This window comes from Serratia sp. H1w (genome assembly GCF_000633355.1).
In the GTDB taxonomy this organism is placed as follows: Bacteria; Pseudomonadota; Gammaproteobacteria; order Enterobacterales; family Enterobacteriaceae; genus Chania.
The window spans coordinates 50,989-71,046 of sequence record NZ_AYMQ01000045.1 but is presented as its reverse complement, the minus strand read 5'-3'; the positions used below and the strand labels follow the sequence as shown (position 1 = coordinate 71,046).

General features: G+C 57.0%; 12 protein-coding genes. 3 read left to right on the top strand and 9 right to left on the bottom strand.

Features of this window, described 5'->3' with window-relative positions; all coding sequences use genetic code 11:
* Positions 1–5 precede the first annotated feature (5 nt).
* The 9 genes from U869_RS0108940 to bcsR all read right to left on the bottom strand — a co-directional run bounded on the left by U869_RS0108940 (position 6) and on the right by bcsR (position 16,202).
* Positions 6–1,502, bottom strand: a complete 1,497-nt coding sequence (locus tag U869_RS0108940) for a pitrilysin family protein (protein ID WP_025119029.1) — start codon at positions 1,500–1,502, stop codon at positions 6–8.
* Positions 1,503–1,822: 320 nt separating this feature from the next.
* On the bottom strand, positions 1,823–3,115 hold the full coding sequence (locus U869_RS0108935; protein ID WP_025119030.1) for a dicarboxylate/amino acid:cation symporter: 1,293 nt from the start codon (positions 3,113–3,115) through the stop codon (positions 1,823–1,825).
* A 303-nt stretch (positions 3,116–3,418) separates the two neighbouring features.
* Complete coding sequence (gene hmsP, locus U869_RS0108930; RefSeq protein WP_025119031.1) at positions 3,419–5,431, bottom strand: biofilm formation regulator HmsP; 2,013 nt, start codon at positions 5,429–5,431, stop codon at positions 3,419–3,421.
* Positions 5,432–5,716: 285 nt separating this feature from the next.
* On the bottom strand, positions 5,717–9,190 hold the full coding sequence (gene bcsC / locus U869_RS0108925) for a cellulose synthase complex outer membrane protein BcsC (RefSeq protein WP_025119032.1): 3,474 nt from the start codon (positions 9,188–9,190) through the stop codon (positions 5,717–5,719).
* Entirely contained in the window at positions 9,172–10,287 is a 1,116-nt protein-coding gene (gene bcsZ / locus U869_RS0108920; protein WP_029987208.1) for a cellulose synthase complex periplasmic endoglucanase BcsZ, read from the bottom strand. The genes bcsC and bcsZ overlap by 19 nt, the downstream gene beginning before the upstream one ends.
* A gap of 5 nt (positions 10,288–10,292) precedes the next feature.
* Positions 10,293–12,602 (bottom strand): cellulose biosynthesis cyclic di-GMP-binding regulatory protein BcsB, encoded by a 2,310-nt coding sequence (gene bcsB / locus U869_RS0108915; protein ID WP_025119034.1) that lies wholly within the window; start codon positions 12,600–12,602, stop codon positions 10,293–10,295.
* Positions 12,603–12,666: 64 nt separating this feature from the next.
* A complete protein-coding gene (gene bcsA / locus U869_RS0108910; RefSeq protein WP_025119035.1) occupies positions 12,667–15,270 on the bottom strand; it encodes a UDP-forming cellulose synthase catalytic subunit in 2,604 nt (867 codons plus the stop codon).
* A complete protein-coding gene (gene bcsQ / locus U869_RS0108905) occupies positions 15,267–16,004 on the bottom strand; it encodes a cellulose biosynthesis protein BcsQ (RefSeq protein WP_025119036.1) in 738 nt (245 codons plus the stop codon). The genes bcsA and bcsQ overlap by 4 nt, the downstream gene beginning before the upstream one ends.
* A gap of 3 nt (positions 16,005–16,007) precedes the next feature.
* Positions 16,008–16,202: a cellulose biosynthesis protein BcsR gene (gene bcsR, locus U869_RS0108900; protein ID WP_025119037.1), complete on the bottom strand. Its 195-nt coding sequence runs from the start codon at positions 16,200–16,202 to the stop codon at positions 16,008–16,010.
* Between the two features lie 193 nt (positions 16,203–16,395).
* On the opposite strand from bcsR, the gene bcsE reads away from it, so the two are divergent.
* The 3 genes from bcsE to bcsG are packed head-to-tail and all read left to right on the top strand — an operon-like array spanning position 16,396 to position 19,753.
* Positions 16,396–17,958, top strand: a complete 1,563-nt coding sequence (bcsE, locus tag U869_RS0108895; protein ID WP_025119038.1) for a cellulose biosynthesis protein BcsE — start codon at positions 16,396–16,398, stop codon at positions 17,956–17,958.
* Complete coding sequence (bcsF, locus tag U869_RS0108890) at positions 17,955–18,152, top strand: cellulose biosynthesis protein BcsF (RefSeq protein ID WP_029987209.1); 198 nt, start codon at positions 17,955–17,957, stop codon at positions 18,150–18,152. Before bcsE ends, bcsF begins: the two co-directional genes overlap by 4 nt.
* Positions 18,153–18,154: 2 nt before the next feature.
* Positions 18,155–19,753 (top strand): cellulose biosynthesis protein BcsG, encoded by a 1,599-nt coding sequence (gene bcsG / locus U869_RS29315; RefSeq protein ID WP_051588636.1) that lies wholly within the window; start codon positions 18,155–18,157, stop codon positions 19,751–19,753.
* Positions 19,754–20,058: the final 305 nt, after the last annotated feature.

Here is a 20,058-nt window from a genome sequence, read left to right as displayed (position 1 = left end):
CGTGATTACTGGGCGCTGGTTTCCGGTGCCGCTGGAGTCGCATCAGCCGGCTTTGGCTCTTCACTCACCACGGCTGGTGCTGGCGTCATGATGCCGTTGTAGGTTTCCTGCAACTGCTTCATGTTCATCTCCGGCTCCCCCTTAGGCTGTAACAGCACCAAGGTGGCATCCTGCGACAGTTGCAGCTTCAGTTCCTGATTCAGCGATTCCAGCGTCAGCGACGACAAGAAGGCCTGACGCAGCTTCTGGTATTGCTCGGGAGCAATATCCACCACACCACTCTGCTGTGAACGCAGACGCTGGCTCATCAGCACGTCGGTATCGGTGCGGGCATAGGTGGCAAACAGTTTGCTCAACTGATCGGTCTTCTGTGCCAGCAGGGCGTTAAACTCATCCTGAGACAGACCGTTATTACGCACATTGGCCAATTCGCGGGCAATAAACGCCAGGCCGTTGTTCAGGTTGTCATTCGGTGAGTTCAGATGGATCGCACACTGGGCACGTTGATACTGCACCCGGCAGTCGAAGCCCAGCTTGATATTTTTCTGATCGCTCTTTTGCAGCACCTGCTGAATGTGCCAGAACAGGGCTTCACGGGCCATATCACTGCGCCAGTAACGGCTCAGGCTTTGCGAATCGCGGATCGGATGCCATGGCGTATCCCACATGATCGACAGCGTATCCTGCTTTACCTGATCGCTGATCAGGCTGACCGGCTGCGGCGGCAATGGCGTCAGAGTTGGCATGGTTGCCGGTGTCTCGCGCTTACCTTGCAGAGGCGAGAACGCCTTGTTGATCTGCTCACTCAGGCTACGGCTATCGACTTTACCCACGACGTACAGCGTCATGACGTCCGGGGTATACCACTGCTGATAAAACTTCTGCAGCTGTTCGATATTGACCGGCCGCTTGACCGGCTGACCCGGATCGTGTGCCAGCAGCGTTGAGCCTTTCAGGCGATAACGCCACCAGGTGTCTTTGGGATTCGGCGGGAAGGTGCCGATCGGATCCATATTGGCGTTCATCACCGCTTCTACCGTTGGCTCATCGATAGCCAACTTGCCCGTGGTATCCGCCAGCCAGGCCAGCGCCTCTTTCAACAGATCGGGGCGGTTATTGGGCAGGCTCAGGTTGTAGATGGTGAAATCATAAGAGCTGATGGCTGGCGGCAATGGCCGTTCACTGTCCACGCTCTGTTGCCACAGCGACTGTAGCTGCGGCTGGGTAAAACTCTCGCTGCGCGTAATCGCAATACGCGGCAACAGATGGGCAAAACCGATCTTCTGGGAAGACTCCACCAGCGATCCGGTATTGACCATCAACCGTAACTCAACGCGATCGCTCGGGCGCTGTGGTGTATCCAGGATCTGCCAAGAGAACCCGTTATTCAACTGCCCCTGCTGCCAGGCAGGATCAGGTTGTAGCGCTTCAGCGTGCACACTGCCGTTGGCCGCAACCAACAGCAGCCCACCCACTAAAAGACGAATTCTGGTGCCCTGCATGTGAACCCCTACTTAATGACTAGCCAATTTTTTATGCGAATAAGGTATTCCAGTCAATGGAATATAAGGCTGCGTCTCGCCACGATGACGACGAGTACGGCCTGAACTGTGCGTGGCACAGCAACAATCACACCCTGAGTTTCACCGTAGGGTGGAAAGCGCAAAGTGTACCATTCTGTTAGACCGCGCGCCTTTGCGGATGTCACTCATCACAGTGAAAAATAATAGCCGGTAGGGTGTTATGGAGAAAAAATGAGCAATAAGCAAGCGGAAATGGTATCGGCTGCGGCTGCAGCCGATACACAAGGGAGGAAAAAGAATCAGGCAGAAGGCAGCTTTTTGTCAGCAGAAACCTTATCTGCCCTGTTGTTCAGCACGTCTTGCAGCTGCTTTTCGTCCAGTTGGTTACACCATTTGGCTACCACTACCGTCGCTACACCGTTACCGACCAGGTTGGTCAAGGCACGGGCTTCGGACATAAAGCGGTCGATACCGAGGATCAGCGCCAGGCCGGCCAGCGGTAAATGCCCTACCGCCGAAATGGTCGCTGCCAGTACGATAAAGCCACTGCCGGTCACCCCTGCAGCCCCTTTAGAGGAGAGCAGCAACACCACCAGCAACGTCACCTGATGCATGATGTCCATATGGGTGTTGGTCGCCTGGGCGATAAACACCGCGGCCATTGTCAGATAGATTGAAGTACCGTCAAGGTTGAACGAGTAACCGGTTGGGATGACTAACCCCACCACCGATTTCTTGCACCCCAGATTCTCCATTTTATCGAGCATGCGTGGCAGCACCGATTCGGAAGACGAGGTGCCCAGTACGATCAGCAGTTCTTCTTTGATATAGCGGATAAATTTGAAGATGTTGAAGCCGTTGTAGCGGGCAATCGAGCCGAGTACCACCACCACAAACAGCACGCAGGTAATATAGAAGCAGACAATCAGCTGGCCCAGTTGTAGCAGGGTGCCTACACCGTATTTACCGATGGTGAACGCCATGGCACCAAAGGCCCCCAGCGGCGCCAGGCGCATGATCATATTGATGATGCCGAAAATCACGCGGGAGAAGCTGTCGATGACGTTAAAGATCACCTGGCCTTTCTCACCCAGGCGATGCAGAGCAAAACCGAACAGTACCGCAAACAACAGCACCTGCAGGATGTTACCGCTAGCAAAGGCGCCAACTACGCTACCCGGGATAATATCCAGCAGGAATGGCACGATGCCCTGCTGAGAAGCCTGCTCGGCATATACGGCCACCGCTTTGGCATCCAGCGTTCCCGCATCGACGTTCATCCCGGCGCCCGGCTGCACCACGTTAACTATGACCAGACCGATCAGCAGCGCAATGGTACTGACAATCTCAAAGTACAGCAGGGCAATCGCCCCGGTACGGCCCACGGCCTTCATGCTTTCCATGCCCGCGATGCCGGTCACCACGGTACAGAAAATCACCGGAGCGATAATCATTTTGATTAATTTAACAAATCCATCACCCAGGGGTTTCATCTGGGCACCAAGGTCAGGGTAGAAATGGCCAAGCAGGATCCCCAGCGTAATCGCTGTTAATACCTGAAAATAGAGGCTCTTAAATATAGTTGTTTTCATATGCACATCCTTTGGGGGAGACAACGCGGCAGGCGGGCAATCAATCGTCCATCCTGTATTTTCGCTTGCGCGGAAAATAACACCCCCATAACAACATGGAAATAACTTGTTGTCGTAATCAAGGCATGTTGGTGTGAATTTAAGAGCTGAAACGCGTCAGTCAGTGTACAAGTTCCGGCGTTACGTAAGCTTTTCTTTGCATTAACTCAGAATAGGTAGCCATAAAGAAGGGGGACGAGCTGGGGATCTCCCGCGGCAAAAGTACCGGCGGGAAGATAAAAATTCAGCGACAGAAAATTCAAATCACGCTTTGGTAACAGGGGCAAACTGCGCTTCAAACGCCTCACGGGGCAAAGGTTTGGCAAACAGGAAGCCCTGGCCAATGCGAATGCCGTGCTGTAGCAACCAGTCTCGCTGCGCCTCGGTTTCCACCCCTTCCGCCATCACCGGCAGGTGAAGCACCTCGGAAATCGAGCTGACGATCCGCGCCATCGCATCATCCTCTGGCAACCCATCAATAAAGCTCTTGTCGATTTTAATCAGATCGATCGGCAGGGATTTCAGGCGATTGAGATAATGCAGGCTGGCATAGCCCATACCAAAGTCATCCAGGGCAATCGACACGCCTAAGTCGTGCAATTCACGGAGCAATTCCAGCGCCCGATCGAGGTCGTGGATCCGCACCGTCTCGGTGATTTCCAGCAACAGTTTACGTGGGTCGATCTGCTGCTCGTCCAACTGCCGCTTCAGGTGAGGCACAAAGTCTTTATGCTGCAACTGGAGCGCCGAAATATTGACCGCCAGCGGCAACGTGATGCCCTGGGATTGCCACGCGGCCAGAATACGACATGACTCTTCCAGCACCCAGTTACCGAGAGGCACCATTACGCCCAACTCTTCCGCCAGCGGGATCACCTCCGCCGGGAGAATGATCTGGCCATCGGGCAGTTGCCAACGCAACAACGCTTCCGCGCCGGTCACTTCGCAGGTTTGCATATCCCACTGAGGCTGCAGGAACAACATAAACTGGCGTTGCTCTATGGCTTGCAGGATCTCGCTTTCCTGCGTCAGGCGCTTTTGGGTTTTTTCGGTCAGGCAAGGCTCGAAGAACAGGATCTGGTTTTTACCCTCACGATGCGCCGACATCATGGCCGAGGTAGCGCTGCGCAGCAGTTGCTCCGCACTCTCCCCTGGATTGGGGTAATGGGCAATGCCGATACTGGCACTTGGCCGCAGCGGCATCTTCTGTTGCAGGTTCAACGGCGCATTGATGGCCGCCATCACTTTTCTGGCCAGTTGCATGGCGTGAAGGGGCTGTTCGATATTTTTCGCCAGGATGGCAAACTCGGCGTTGCTCAACTGAGCCAGCACGCAGTCCACACCGATGACCTGACGCAGTTTTTTCGCCAACGCCAGCAACAGTGCCTCACGCATTGAGGGGTTCAACACGCCGGAGGCTTCATGCAGGGTTTCGATACCCACCACCAGCAGGTTAAAGCGCGGTGGCCGCATGCTGGTAGCAATATGCTGTTCAAGCAGTGCGGTAAACAACGCCGGATTAGGCAATTCGGTAATCGAGTGATGGGTGCTCAGGCGGCTCATGGCGGTATGCGCCTTGGCCAGCGCTTGATGGTTGCGGTTGTAATTACGCACCAACAAGCCTAATTCGTCGTCCTGATGTTGGCTAGGCAGCGTCAATTGGTGGTATGGGATATCTTCTGCAGAGATATTTTGCAGCTCACGCGCCATGGCGCGCAACGGATAAACCAGTAGCCGGTTCATGCACCAACTCACGGCAACCGACAGGATCAGTGCCAACAGCAGGTAGGTCGACAACATGGTCGACAGCGTGCTGAGGATAAACTGATACATGCGGTACGAATCGGCCTGCAACACCAGATAAGCCAGCGGCTGAGGATTGGCCGGCACCCGTTCAATCGAATAGAGCGGCACTGAAATCTGTACCGGCAGCTCAAAAATACGCGCCACTAATGCGGGAACTGGGCGTTCCGGCGGGAAATCGGCGTGCAACGCCTGAAACTCGTTCGGCAGGACGATATCTGCCCGGGTGAGGATCCCCACCGGCCGCAGGCCATTGAGTACGCGTTTGGTTTCTGGCACATCCATGCGCAACACCGCTTCTGACAGGGCTTGGCGTACGGCGTGAGCCACATTCTCCAATTGCTGGACGTAGTCATCCCTGCGCTGCTGCACAAAGTGGAATAACTGGATCACGATGAAGATACAGATCGTCACCAGCGCCACACCAGACACCGCCGCCATCTGCTTAATCGTTAACGAACGCCTGACCCGCAAAAACCTGCTCCCCTAGAGTTAACTGAAAAAATGCCGGATGGTGCAGCGCCGTGCTTAAGGTGACGCTTCTCACCCCAGTCTCTGCTACAAAAAAAGAACCGGGGTAAAGGGAAATATTGCTTGCTGGATAAGCGGCTTGAGTATACTCGATTGCCCCGCGCCTTTGCCTTATCAACCGCTTGTCAACAGCAGGAAAAGCACGGGTTTCGGTATTATCCGAACCGGAATAGCCACAGGGTAGCAAAACAACCCTGTGGGCGACACCATGAATCGACCAATTTAAGATTACTTAAAGTCGGCGTACGGCGTCAGCGGCTGCAGTGGCAAATCGAGATCGCCCTGCCAACCCGCGAGCGAGTAACGCAGATAAATTAACGCATGGCTAGGCGTGTAGTCTTTGGCCTGTTGAATATCGATACCGGCTCCCAGCGTCCAATGGGAACTGAGACGGCGTTCGATCAGAGCGCGCAGCGTATAGCCTACGCCGGAGGAGGAGCCCCCGCTTTCTATCGCGCCCTTGTCTGGCAGAGAATCAGGTATCAGCCCTTGCAGAGGATAGCGCTTTTCATCGTTGGTTTTCGAGTGCGAGATCGACACCGAGCCCCCCACTTCCCACGACCAGTTTTCCGTGCGTTGGCGATAGTTCACCGGTACCGCCAGCGAAACATATTGCTGCGGGCTGTAATAACCCCCCTGGCCAAGAGAGTAACCGCTCAAGTCCTTCTGATAGTGCCAGAGCATGGTACTCAACCCAACGGTGGCACGGCGGTTATCTTCGTTAATCACCTTGTAGTAATAGCCGGCCATCAAGCGCTCACGCTGGTTATCCTCAACGTTCTGGCCAGTCAGTTGATGAGCACTGAGATCAGCCCATACGCCGTTGGCTTCACCACGGTCGTAACTGGCGCTCAGGTTAATGCCGGTGGCACGCACGCCACCCCAGGTAATGCCAGTGTTCGGATCGCGGGTGCCGCCAAAGGCCAACAGCGAGCTGGTTACCGGCCGCCGCGAAGCCCCCAGCGTCCAACCGATGTGGTTCCAGTCGCCGCTATAGGCCACGCCACCGACCCAATCCACCACCTCAAATCCCATCGGGGTGGTGCCGATATCGGTTTGCCAATGGTCGTTGGCCCAACCGGCCGCCACGCTGGTGCCGGTGGTTTTCTGTCGTTGGTCACCGCTACAGCCCTGGGTATTACAGGTGCCAAAGGTTTCGAAGTACTTGCCGTTATTATCGGTCGAGAAACTGCCCGCGTTCAGTTGGACGGTGTCGGTACGCAAGAACGCCCGGCCGTCATACAGCGGCATATCCACCTGCAACATGGTGTCATGCGCCTGATAATCCGAGATGCCACCGGTGCCGCTTGAACGCCAGTAGTCGTGATCGAGCGTGACCCTGACGTCCTGTTGGCGATAGAGATCGGCGGCATCGGAGCGGATGCCGCGCTTTAACCAATCATCCGTCGCGTTATTGCGGGTTAGCCGGGTGTAACCGTCATTATCCGCAGGGACCGTTGGCGCAATCCAGCTGGCCACCATCGCCTGGCGATAATCCTGCTGCACCGGCTCTGGTTGCAGTTGCGCCTGCTCCAACCTGGCGGCATCACGATACACCAAGGCTTTAACCTGCCCTGGCGGCTCTTGCTGGGCGGCAACTTTTAGCTGCTGGAAGATATCGGTCGCTTTCTGCGGTTCGCCCACCGCCCGCCAGGCATTGGCAACCCGGCGCTGACCGTTGATCGATTCATCTGGCTGTGCCGGTGCCGTTTGCAGCCGTTGGCGAGCCTCACTCAGCTGACCTTGCGCCACATAAGCCTCGATTTCACCCAGGCGCGCATCCGGGTTATTTGGCTCACGCACCCGTACTCGCTGATAATCCGCCAGCGCGGCGTCATACTCTCCCCGCTCCAGCGCCCAATCGGCCAGGGTCAGATCGATACGCGTTGCCGGGGGTTGCTGACGCAGGTAGGCGATTGCCGCAGGTTCATCACCGGCAGCACGCAGCCGTTCGGCATGATCGAGCGTGGCCTGCATCTGTAAACGCTGGGCCATTTCACGCATACCGTCGTTCCACTGCGCCTTGGGCACCGTATGCAACTGGGCCAGCGCCTGGTTATCGCGATCGCTGCCAGCCAGGTAGAGCGCATAGGCGTAAACCTGTTGTGGATCGCCGGGCTTCTTCGCGGCCTGCTGGCGCATCAGCACGTCGGCCTGCTGCGGTTGCCCGGCCTGGCGCAGCGTTTGCGCATAGTGATAGGTCAGCCAGACGTCATCAGGATCCTTCTGGTGCGCCTGCCGATACTTTTCTGCCGCCGCAGGCCACTGCTGGCGCTGGGCTAATTCATCGGCCTGCTGCTTGAGCATGTCCAGTTGCAGCCCATCGAGCGTGCTGCGTAACTTGTTCTGTTGCCCACGAGGCAGACTATTGAGATAGGCCAATGCCTTTTGTGGCGACTGCCGTTGGTAAATATTCACCAACCCGCGCACCGCGCTGCCGCTACTCGGATCCAGACGCAGGGCCTGCTGATAATAGCGCTCGGCGGCGGCATCATCTTTACCCGCCACGGCAACGTCACCCAAGCCGATCAGCGCATCGCTGTCGCTGTTATCAATCTGCCGTGCCTGCTGATATTTTTGCTGCGCCAGCGGCAGGTTATTGGCCTTCAACGCCTTGTCACCCGCATCGATCGCCAGCCAGTAACGGGTGGTTTGGATCAGGCTCTGCCACTTGCCGCTGTCGTAATTATTCTTATCGGCCTTCTGCGCCTGCTGGAACAGGCTCAGCGCCTGCTGACGGTTACCCGCGCGGGAATAGGCCAAGCCAAGCGCGCCAAGCACTTCGGCATCATTGGGCGCACTAGCTAACGCTTGTTTCAATTCAGGGATCGCCGCACGGCTGCCGCCGCTGTTCACCTGTGCCAATCCGGCCATGCGCGCACGATAGGCCGGGTCGGACAACAGCGTCCGCTGCCGAGCCAGTTCCTGTTGCGCGCTAAGTGCCTGTTCGCCGCTTTCAAACACGCCCAGGAACCGGTTTAACGCCGCCACGCTTTGCGGGCTGACCGGCAGCGCTTTAACCTTTGCCAGCCACAAATCCGCGGCTGGACCACGGCCTGCGGGATCGGCGGCCACCCTCTGCAATAGATCGTAGGCTTTGGCATCGCTATTCTGGCTGAACAGCATCTGCGCCAGCGCCATACGCAACGTAACGTTGCCGGGATATTGCTGATCCAATGCCTGTAGTTGCTTTATCGCCGCCGGTTCCTGGCCGGGTAACCGAGCCACCAGACGCCAATACTCCACCGCCAGATCGAGCGTCGGTAGATTGCCATGGAACAGCTCGTCGTACTGGGTTTTGGCCTCCGGCAGGCGCCCGGCAGTTGCCATCAGGCGTGCCTGTTGCAGTTTCTGGCGGGTTTCCGGCTGGGTCAGCAACATGTTCATTTCTGCCTGACGAAATGCTGACGATTGCGGTGCAACCCCCTTCAGCTTATCCAACTGTTGCTGCGCCAATACCTGATTACCCTGCCGCAGCGCCAAACGCATACGCGCCGCAATCACGTCCGGGTTGTTCGGGTCCATCAGCTCAAGCCGGTATAGCGATTGGCGCACCAACTCATCTTTGTTGCTGGCCTCGCCGATACGCACCTGCTCCAGTAGCCACTGCTCCGGGGCAACGCTCTCGGCACTCTGCGCCTGCGGCAACAGCGCCAGGCTTAATGGAAACAGGCTTAGCCAGCCTAGTGTGAAGTTGCGCATTGGCTACCCCAGGCGGGTTGAAGTTCACCCTGACGATTGAAACGATAACGTTGCTGATCCCATCCCTGGCCAAACAGCAGCAAAGAGGCACTGAAATAGGCATCGTTACCCAGAGGGTTATCCTGAATGCGTTGGCGTTGCACCGCCAGGACATCGGGTTGTGCGGCCAGCAGCGGCAACATGGCGGCAGAGAAACCGACCGGACCGGTGCCGTTGGTTTTGCCGCTGGCGGTATCGGCTTTCTCCGGCACCGCGCCAAGCTGGGCGGTGAGGCGCACCATCGGTTGGAACTGCTTCACCAGCGCCGCTTTATGGGGATCATCGTCCGCCAGCATACCAGCCCAGAGATAGACCCGGATGGCGTCATAGCTGCCAATATTAGGTTTGACGGGATCAGGCTGCCAGCCTTTGCCGGACTGCCACTCGACCCAGTCCGGCGAAAACCCCTGCGGAGCCGTTTCCAGCAACATCCGCTGGCTGGTTTTTTGCATCGCTCGCCACGGCCCGTTCAGTGGGGCAAAACGGGCCAGCAACTGCGGCGGTAAATAGCTGGGGTTGAGCCGCCAGCGATCCTCAGCGACAAAACCGACCTTGCCCGGCAACAGCATCAGCCCCAAACCTGGAATATTCGCCACCTCTTCGCGGCCAATCCGCTGCAACAACAGCGTACCCAGCGTTTGATAGCGGCGGCTTTGCCACAGTCTCCCCGCCTCCAGCAGGTTGTAAGCGATCCAAATATCCGAATCAGCAGCCGAGTTATTGTCCAACACCTTCCAGGCCTGCGCGTCGTCCTGCCCCCACAGCCAGGCGGGCAAATGGGCGCTCAGATCGCCGGAGGCCAGATTGTTCTCGGTCCACTCCAGCAGCTTATCAAAGGTGGGCCGATCGTTAGCCACCAGCGCGAAGAACAACCCATAACTCTGTCCTTCGGACGTAGTGATGCGCTTCGGGCTGCTCGGATCGATGACCCGCCCTTCATTGCTGATGTAGAACTGTTTGTACTGCTGCCAGGCAGGCCAATCACAGCTTGCTGCCGTGCTGAACGCACACAGCAGCAACAGGCCAGGCAGCAGGCGACGCAGGCTGATCCCTACCATGGCAATTAATCCCGATCTTCCGGTGACAGACGACGACGGCTAAAGGCCTTCAGACCACGCCGCAACAACAGGGCCACGATCACCACCACCAGCGCGGCTATTGCCCCGAGCAGCAGCGGATGCGTCGACAACGCATACCAGATCCGTTCCCACCACGGCAGATGGCCGACGTAGTAAACATCTCCTACACGCAGGCTATCGACACCGGACTCACGGATCACGGCCACCGAACCAAACATCGCCGCACGCTTGCCGCTGTCCATTTGCGCATTATTCAGTAACTCATAACCCCGAGGGCTGTCTGCCAGCAGGGCCACGATGCTACGTTGATCGTGGAACGGTGACTGCACGCCGATCACCGCCGCCATCGCGCCTTCCGAACTGATGGTGGTTTTGCTGTCTGGCGTGGCGTCATCCTGCTGCACATCCATACTCGGCAGCGGCAGTTGGTGCATCGGCATTTTCACCCAGCTCAGGGTCGCGTCCACCAGCAGGCTGATTTTCTTGTCATCGCGCAGCTCCGGCGGGATGGTACCAATCAGCAGGATATCGGCGTCCTTATCCTTGGCCTGTGACCAGTCATCGGCCAGTGAGAAGGCCAGCGCCGGGTAGCCGGTTTGCGCTCCCATGTTACCCATGGCGTTGAGCAGGGCACTGACCTGCGCAGGCTGTGGCTGTTTGTTCACCAGCACCAGCGTCTGTGACAAATCCGCCAAGCGGCTGAAAGGGAAACCGGCGTTGGCGAAGGCGCGCAGATCGGGCATGGCGATAAAGTGACGATAGCCGGAGAAATCGATGGTGGAACTGCCGTCGATCACCGCATGGTTTGGCACCAGCGAATAGGTTTCGCAGCGCCCTTCGGCACCGCTGGCCAGCAACGTGGTGTAATCGAAGTCAAAGCGCAGCTGGTTGGTGGCTCCTAACTTCAGCGCCGGGATATTGACCGCTTTGTCGGAATCGAGCAGCCCCTGAGCCAGCGGCAAACGCAGCAGTTGCGCTCCCTTCTCATTCTCTGGCACCAGAGAATAGGACTGCACAAACTGATTGTTCAGGCTGATACTCAGGCGGGAACCATCCTGAATACGCGGCGAGGTGTAACGGTATTTCAGCTGCATATCGATGCCGGTGCTGTGGATCAGGAACAGATCCGGCGGCAGGTTCATCGACAGTGAGATCGGCCCAGGTTCAACGCCGTTAGTCTGCAACTGTTCGGCATATTGCTGCAGTTCGCTGAATTTCATGGCCCGATCGGTACGCACCCAGTTTGGCGCATCGTATGGCTGACGCTCCGCTAACTGTTCAACCTTATCCACGCTCAGATTCTGGCCACGGAACAGGATATTGCCCTGCGCGATGCCCTTCACCGCCGTGATCAGGTCGTTATCATCACGGCCCTGCACCAGCAGCAGTTTCACATAAGGGTTATCCGGGTGGCTGATCATCTCCACCGTCGGGCCGTTGACCGCCGGGTAATCCTTGAGGAAATCCGGACGCTGTTTATTGGTGGCAAATACGATGGCGTGCTGGTTAGGCAAGCGGTTGAATAACGTCGGGAAAGACTGACCGCGCCATTGCGCCTTGGTACCAAACCAGGAAGCCAGGATCCCCGCAGCGCGCTGTTGCTCCAGATCCGGTTGGCCGGCAAACACCATCGGCAACGTTAATGGCCGGATATCGCGGCTGTCGAAGAAGGGTTCCGGGAAATGGGACAGCTCATTTTTCACCGGCAGCGTCTGGTAGCGCAGGCTCAGCGAACTGGATTTGCTGACGTCCAGCCACAGCGTACTGTTGGCCGGGTTCTCACAGATGTTCTGGTAATGGCCGACAAACACCAGACGTATGCGGTTAAAATCGGTGATATAGCGCGGATCGATCGCCATCTGGATGTGATTAGGCTTACCCAACTGCTCTTTGGTGATGGTGGTTACCCCCATCAACTCATCGTTGAGGTAGATCTTGACGTGCGACTCCACCGGGATCAGCGACGGTGAAGGGGTAAACTCCAGGTCAAGCAACGCCTGCGAAACCACCTCGTCACTGCGCACACCAAACTCAATCTGCCCCTCAGGACGGGTTCCACGCAGAATAAAGGTGCCAGGCGGTGGTGCGACCTCGGTAAACGGCAGTTTTACATCACGCACCGGCGCGTCGGACGCTGGCGGTGCTGTCACCCCCATAGGTACGGTGACCGGAGCTTCAGCCACGGTGCTCGCAGGCGGAGTCACGCTAGCCGCTGGTGTGGGGGCCGTTTCCGCCTGAGACAAGCTACTGATGCCTAAGGCCAGCGCGGTAAACCAGGTTATTTTTCTCGTCATCGCATCATCATCAATGTTGGGGCCGGTTCACAGAACCTGCGAACGGGCAGTTACGATACACAGCCTATGCCACAGTCTCTGGGGCCGTTGGAGCACGCTCTCTTCCTACGCCATGCGGAATAAATGACAGGATCCAGGTTGCCAGCGACGTCAGGCCAACCAGGATCCTGCGCAGCATTGGCGGCGCATAGTCAGCCATGCGCCGGTAGCCATGAAAACCTAACATCAGTACGTCCCGCAGGCTGTCCACCGGCCGGTCTTCCGGGAATCCGTCTTGCCACAGTGCCCAGGTGTCAGCCCGGGCAAAGGTGCATTGAATAAACTCGATATGTTGGCGCGTCGAGAGTTCGACCAGGCGGATCCCCACCGAACGGCCATGGGAACGCGTCACCACACAAGGGAAGCTGAACTCCTGCTGGCCACGTTTAAGCAGCAGCGAAATCTGGTCATGCTCTTGCAATTGATCCGGCACGCGCATTTCGATACCTACCCCACCGTCGGAGTAATCACGCAGCGTACAGGGGAACAGATGTCCGTCGGCTCGGGCTATCGCCGCAGGCATGGCAATCTCCACGCGATGCGACTGCCGCACCTGCCTGGCCTCCACCGCCACCGCGACCGCCCCACCCAGGATGGTCATGTTGTAGATCACCCAAACCAGGCTGATGACCACCGTCATCATCTCGTCCGTCGGGCCGTAGAAAAAGCGCCACACGCCAAATCCCAGACCGGCCAGATTGAGGACCACCAACAGCAGGTAAGGGCGGGTGATCACCCAATCGACGTGCTCTTGCGTGATCAGCCCGCCTTTGGCAGTAACGTTGAACTTGCCTTTATGCGGGTTGAACAGCGCCACGGTCGTCGGCCGGGCGATATACCAGGCCAGCACGGTTTCGTAGATTTCACTCCAGAAAGAGTGGCGATATTTGCCCTGTATACGTGAGTTGGTCAGACTGGCGTGGATCATGTGGGGCAGCACATACAGCGCAATCGCCAACGCAGGTGCGAAGATGATGTAGGCATGCATCAACAGAAACGCCAGCGGTGCGGTCAGGAAGATCAGGCGCGGAATGCCGGACAGGAAGTGCAGCATGGCGTTGGCATAGCACAGGCGCTGGGCAAACTTCAGCCCTTTACCCAGCAACGGGTTATCCAGCCGGAAGATCTGCACCATGCCGCGTGCCCAACGAATACGCTGGCCAATATGGGCAGACAGGCTTTCCGTTGCCAGCCCGGCAGCCTGCGGAATACGAATATAGGCCGAGGTGTGGCCAAGGCGGTGCAGGCGCAGCGAGGTATGGGCATCTTCGGTCACCGTTTCCACCGCAATACCGCCGATTTCATCTAACGCAGTACGGCGCAGGATGGCACAGGAGCCGCAGAAGAAGGTGGCATCCCACATATCATTGCCGTCCTGCACCAGCCCGTAGAACAACGTGCCCTCGTTCGGCGTCTGGCGAAAACGCCCCAGGTTACGTTCAAACGGATCGGGCGAGAAGAAATGGTGCGGCGTTTGCAGCATCGCCAGCTTCTTGTCTTTAAAGAACCAGCCCATGGTCAGTTGCAGGAAGGAGCGTGTAGGAACGTGGTCGCAGTCGAAGATGGCAACAAAATCACCGCTGGCATGCTTCAGCGCGTTGTTGATATTGCCCGCTTTGGCGTGCTCATGAGTTGGCCGGGCAATGTATTTCACCCCAACTTCCTCAGCAAAGGCTTTAAACTCTGCCCGGTTACCATCATCGAGGATATAGATATTGATTTTATCCTTCGGCCAGTCGATCCCCAGCGCCGCATAGATGGTCGGCTTCACCACGCCCAGATCTTCGTTATAGGTCGGCACCATCAGATCGACGGTTGGCCAGGTGTTGCTATCGGCAGGCATTGGCACCGGCTGGCGGTTCAACGGCCACACGGTCTGGAAGTAGCCCAGTACCAGCACCACCCAGGCGTAGGTTTCTGCCCCCAGCAACAGCAGGCCACAGGTCAGGCTAAGCGGGTCGTCCCAGTTCAGCGTTGAGGTATAACGCCACCACAGATAGCGACAGGAAACTGTCAGCGACAGCACAATCAGCATCAGGCCGGGCAACCGCCCAGGAATACGGCGTACCACCATGGCAATGCACCACAGCAGCAGGACAAAGATAAACTGGGCGGGCAGTTCGAAGGGCTGAGAAATACACAGCAAAGCCAGCAACCCGGCCAATATGGCCGCAATGGTAAACAGTGCCCGGCGTACGCGGTGATTCATTCGGTTGAGGCGCTGTACCGTGCGTTCTTCCATACCGGCACCCTGCAAGCGCTGCGGTAAACTCTGCAACCAGTTGGCATAGCGCAACTGCAAGCGGTGCCAACCGGCAAAGTAGGAACGCCCCATCGGTGCTGGGCCGCTGCGCGTCAGCAGCAGCCAGAAACCCTGCAAGAAATAGCGCAGCGTGTCTGCCGGACGTGGGCGATAAGGGGAAATATGCGGGAACCAATAGCTTTGGCCTGCCTGCACTTTTTGCCAGGCCGGGGATTCAAACCGCAGCAACAGCCAGCCAATAGCCACCATCAGGGTGGTGAGGCCAGCAGTAAATCCCGGGGCTCCCGCGCGGCGATAAGCACGATAGCGCTGTTGCACCGCCCGGTGAACAGGCGGTACCAGCAGCAGGCTCAATACCCTGCTCATACCTCGGCATCCTGCAGGTTGAGCAGACACCAGTTGGCCAGCGTCAGCACCTCGTCAGCCGCCAGGCTTTCTGGCCGATACTCTCCCAACGGCTGCTTGACCGCCATCGCCTCCGCCAACGCTTCATCACGATGGATCACCAGCGGCAACAGGCCTGCCAGCGTTTGCAGCCACAGCTGATGCAGATCCTGTTGCAACGGGCTGGCCGAGGAGTAGTGATTAATCAGCAGGTGGCACCCCGTAGGCAGGGGTTGCTGATGCAGGCGCGCATGGCAATTGGCATCGGGGTTAAGCAACAGGAAAACCTGGTCGGCCAGCGCCAGCAGTTGTTCATTCTGGGGGGCATCACCCGCCGGGATATCCAGCAGGATCCAGCGATAATGCCCGGAAGCGCGTAATTGCGCCAAAAAATCCTGCCAACGTTGCGCGGTGCCACTTTCTGATTGGCTAATTTTTAACCGCTCCGTCGCATTTAGCCGACCAAATGGCAGAAAATCGAGTTTTTTGCAGTAACGCATTGCCCCTTGCTGCCAACCGGTGCCGTCCAGCTCTGCGCGAGCCCAGCCACGGTCCAGTTCGAAAGGCGTATTGAAGTGCAATCGCAGCAGGTTATCCGGCGATAAGTCAATCGCCAACACCGACTCGCCCAGTTGCTGTAGCGCCCAGGCCAACGCCGCAGTGACTGACGTGGTGCCAAGACCGCCCCGAACCCCTTGCAGCGCAATAACCGGCATAACTCAACTACTCCCCGTCTTGTTGGCCAGCTCCGCCAACAGCGGCCAGCGGGCCATCATTTGTGCTAGCCGTTCCTGGCGTGAAATATCGATATAGTTTAGCTTGGGCAACGAAAAGGCGCGGCTTAAGGCCTGCAAATCGTCCTGAAGTTCCACCGGAGCCTTCGCCTGAAAGCTGCTCAACGCATCATTATTCATCTTGCCGCCTCATAAAATAGGCTAATGTTAGATGACTATAGCAATGTTCGGAAAAAACGGGGTCAATAAGATGAATCTTAACGGATAATCTCGCCCCCGCGGACAGATTTGCTATGATAACTTTAACGTGACGATTCTAAAGTGACCGGATCCGGTTGGTCTACGAAACTTTCAACGAAAGTAGAATAAATCCATGGCGCACTCATTTTCATTAGGTATCCGACGCATTTGGCAAGAGTTGTCGGTTATGCAATCCCCAGGCATGTACTGGGTGAATATCGATCGCCAGAGCGATGCCAACCTGTTTTGCCGGCAAATTGTCGCCGCCCAGGCCGAAAGCGCCCAACTGGCTCTGATTTGCAGTGGCGACCAGGCCGACAGATTATTGGCAACGCCCCTAACCTCAGCGATCAACAAGGTTCCCTTATATAGTTTGCCGGAAAAAAAGGCGGCGCTGTTGCACCTGAGCGATGACCTGATGCGTGAGCTGAAGCCCACCAACCGCTTGCTGATCCTGTTGGCCCACGCCAGCCTGTGGCAGACCTTTACCAGTGATGAACTACGCACCTGGGCCGCCCGGCTTGGCAAATGGCTACATCAGCAACAGTGCACGCTGGTGATCCTCAGCCACGGTAGCGGCGTAAATAAACTCAAAGGCCAGCTCGCCGCCGAGCACCGTATTCTCAACGGCCTGGCCAGCCTGCAAGGGCTGCAAAGCAGTGCCCAGTATCTGGTGCACTGGTGGAGTACGGGTAACGGCATCAACGCCAATCAGTTGTTCACCCTCACCGAAGGCCCGGAAGGTTGGCAAGGGGAAGACGACAGCGACCAGCCCTCACCGACCCCGGAACGCAACGACGAAAGCCTGTGCCTGGCTGAACAGCGTGTCCTGGAGGGTGCCCCTGCGCTATCGTCCAGTTGGCAACTGTTTGAGAACAATACCAAGCTGATGCAGCGCGGTATGCTGACCATCGCCGCCACGCTGATCTTCGCCCTGTATCAGAGTGACGAAATAGACGAGTTGGCCCATCAGATCCATAACCTGCGCCGCAGCAGGGGTGATGGGTTGAAGATAGTGGTACGAGAGATGAGCGCCAGCCTGCGTTACAGCGACGAACGCCTGCTGCTGGCCTGTGGCGCCAATCTGATCGTGCCCCATGTGGCACCACTTTCCAATTTCTTGACCATGCTGGAAGGCATTCAGGGGCAGCGGCTATCGCGCCATATTCCGGAAAATATCGATACTCTGCTTACCGGACTACGCCCACTGCAACTGAAAGGCTACCTGCCGCTGGAAGATTTCAGCCGGGCGGTGACATCACTAATGGATAACACCCTGTTGCCGGAAGATGGCAAAGGGGTGATGGTCGCGCTGCGCCCCGCTCCTGGATTGAGCGCTCAACAATCGATGACGCTATGCCACCTACGTCGCTTTGGCGATGTCATGACCGTGGCCCAGAATCGGCTGTTCCTGTTCCTTTCCACCTGCCGGATTAACGATCTGGATACCGCGCTAAAGTTCATCTTCCGTCTGCCGGTCAGCGAGGCGTTCAGCAATCGGGTAGTCTGGCACCAGGATGTGGATATTATCGATAAAATCAGGCTATTGCGGCAGCAAATCGAATTTTCGCTGCCCGCCAGTACGCTGCAACCGACCGTGGCCAAAACTGCCGCCGTAGTCAGTGACCAGCAGGCCGAACGCCGTGAGCCGGTCCCCTTCACACTCTTGAGCTATGGGCTGGAGAAACACCCATGATCGGTATTAGCGATATCGTGCAACTGGTGATCTTGTGCGCCATAGTGTTTATTCCTACGGGCTACCTGCTGCACCGGCGTTTTCCCAACTGGTATCGATCCTGGCAGAATTTGTTGTTATCACCGCGCTATTTAAAGTCGGCAGGGCTATGGGTACGCGCAGGTTCCACCTCTCAAATCAAGCGTAAAAAATAACCATGAGCGACGAGAAAAAAACGCAATCCGGCAGTACCTTATGGCGTTACTGGCGCGGTCTGGGCGGCTGGAACTTCTATTTCCTGGCCAAGTTCGGCCTGCTGTGGTTCGGCTATCTGAACTTCCATGCGCTGCCCAACCTGGTGTTTATGGCGTTTCTGCTGATGCCGATCCCGTCGCCACGGTGGCATCGCTGGCGCCACCTGATCGCCATTCCCATCGGTATCGGTTTGTTCTACCACGACACCTGGCTGCCGGGGATTAACAGCATTCTCAGCCAGGGCTCGCAGCTCACCGGTTTCAGCGCGGATTACCTGCTGGAACTGACCAACCGCTTTATTAACTGGCAGATGATTGGCGCGGGCTTCGTCCTGCTGATTGCCTATCTGTTCCTGGCCCAATGGCTGCGCATCACGGTATTTACCGTAGCGGCATTGGTGTGGTTGAACGTGGTCAACATTGCTGGCCCGGCAGTGTCCTTGCTGCCCGCAACCAACACGGCCACGGGATCGGATGCAGCATCGGTACCTGCCACCGCTGCGCCCGCAGGCGATCAGCCTGCGGCCAATGGCCCACCGACCAGTGCCAACCTCACGGCCTATCTGGATAAGTTCTACGAACAGGAAAAAGCCAGAGCGACCACCTTCCCGGCCGCCCTGCCCACCGATGCCCAGCCGTTTGACGTACTGATAATCAACATCTGCTCGCTGGCCTGGGCCGATCTGGACGCAGTCAATCTGCGCAACCACCCGTTGTGGGCCAAGATGGACATCATGTTCACCAACTTCAACTCGGCCACTGCCTATAGCGGCCCAGCGGCTATCCGCCTGTTACGTGCCAGTTGTGGTCAGCCTTCTCACCACGATCTGTACCAACCCGCCAATCAACAGTGCTACCTGTTTGATAACCTGGCCAAGCTTGGCTTCAAAGAGCAACTGATGCTGGATCACTCCGGCGCGTTCGGCAACTTCCTGAAAGAGCTGCGTGAAGAAGGTGATATGCAGGCTCCGCTGATGTCGCAGGCCGGGATCGGCAATGAACTGGCTTCGTTCGACGGCGAACCGATTTATAACGATCTGGAACTGCTCAACCGCTGGCTCGAACAGCAGCAAAAGGGGTCCGAAGCCCGTACCGCGACCTTCTTCAACATTATTCCATTACATGATGGTAACCGTTTTGTCGGGGGTAAAAAGACGGCCGATTACCAGCCCCGGGCGCAGAAGCTGTTTGATCAGTTGAACACCTTCCTGGACCAGTTACAGAAATCCGGGCGCAAGGTGATGGTGGTGATTGTACCGGAGCACGGCGCGGCGCTGACGGGTGACAAGATGCAGATGTCTGGCCTGCGGGATATCCCTAGCCTGAATATTACCCATACGCCGGTTGGCATCAAGCTGATCGGGATGCAGGCTCCGCATCAGGGCAGCCCGCTGGAAATTAAAACGCCGAGCAGCTATCTGGCACTGTCTGAACTGGTTTCCCGCCTGGTAGATGGCAAGGTGTTCACCGCGCCAAGCGTCGATTGGCAAGTGCTGACCCAGAACCTACCGCAGACGGCGGTGATCTCTGAGAATGACAATGCCATCGTGATGCAGTACTAGGGCAAGGCGTATATTCGCCTTAACGGTGGGGATTGGGTGCCTTATCCTCAGTAAGCGGTGGGGCCTCTAGTTTTGCGGCTAGAGGCTGAAACCCACTGCGGATAGAGGTGTCAGCCAATCTATGCTGTATAAACTGTTGGATTAAAGCACACACGTAGGCATAAAGTGGCTCAACGGATCGGTTAGAAATCCTATCCAGAGATGCTGACCAGCAAAATGAACGAAGAACCGGCTAGCAGCGCAACAAAAAGGTTCACTATCGTCATGATAATCTTCCCTCACAACCTTGGGGCCTGCTCTTCCTT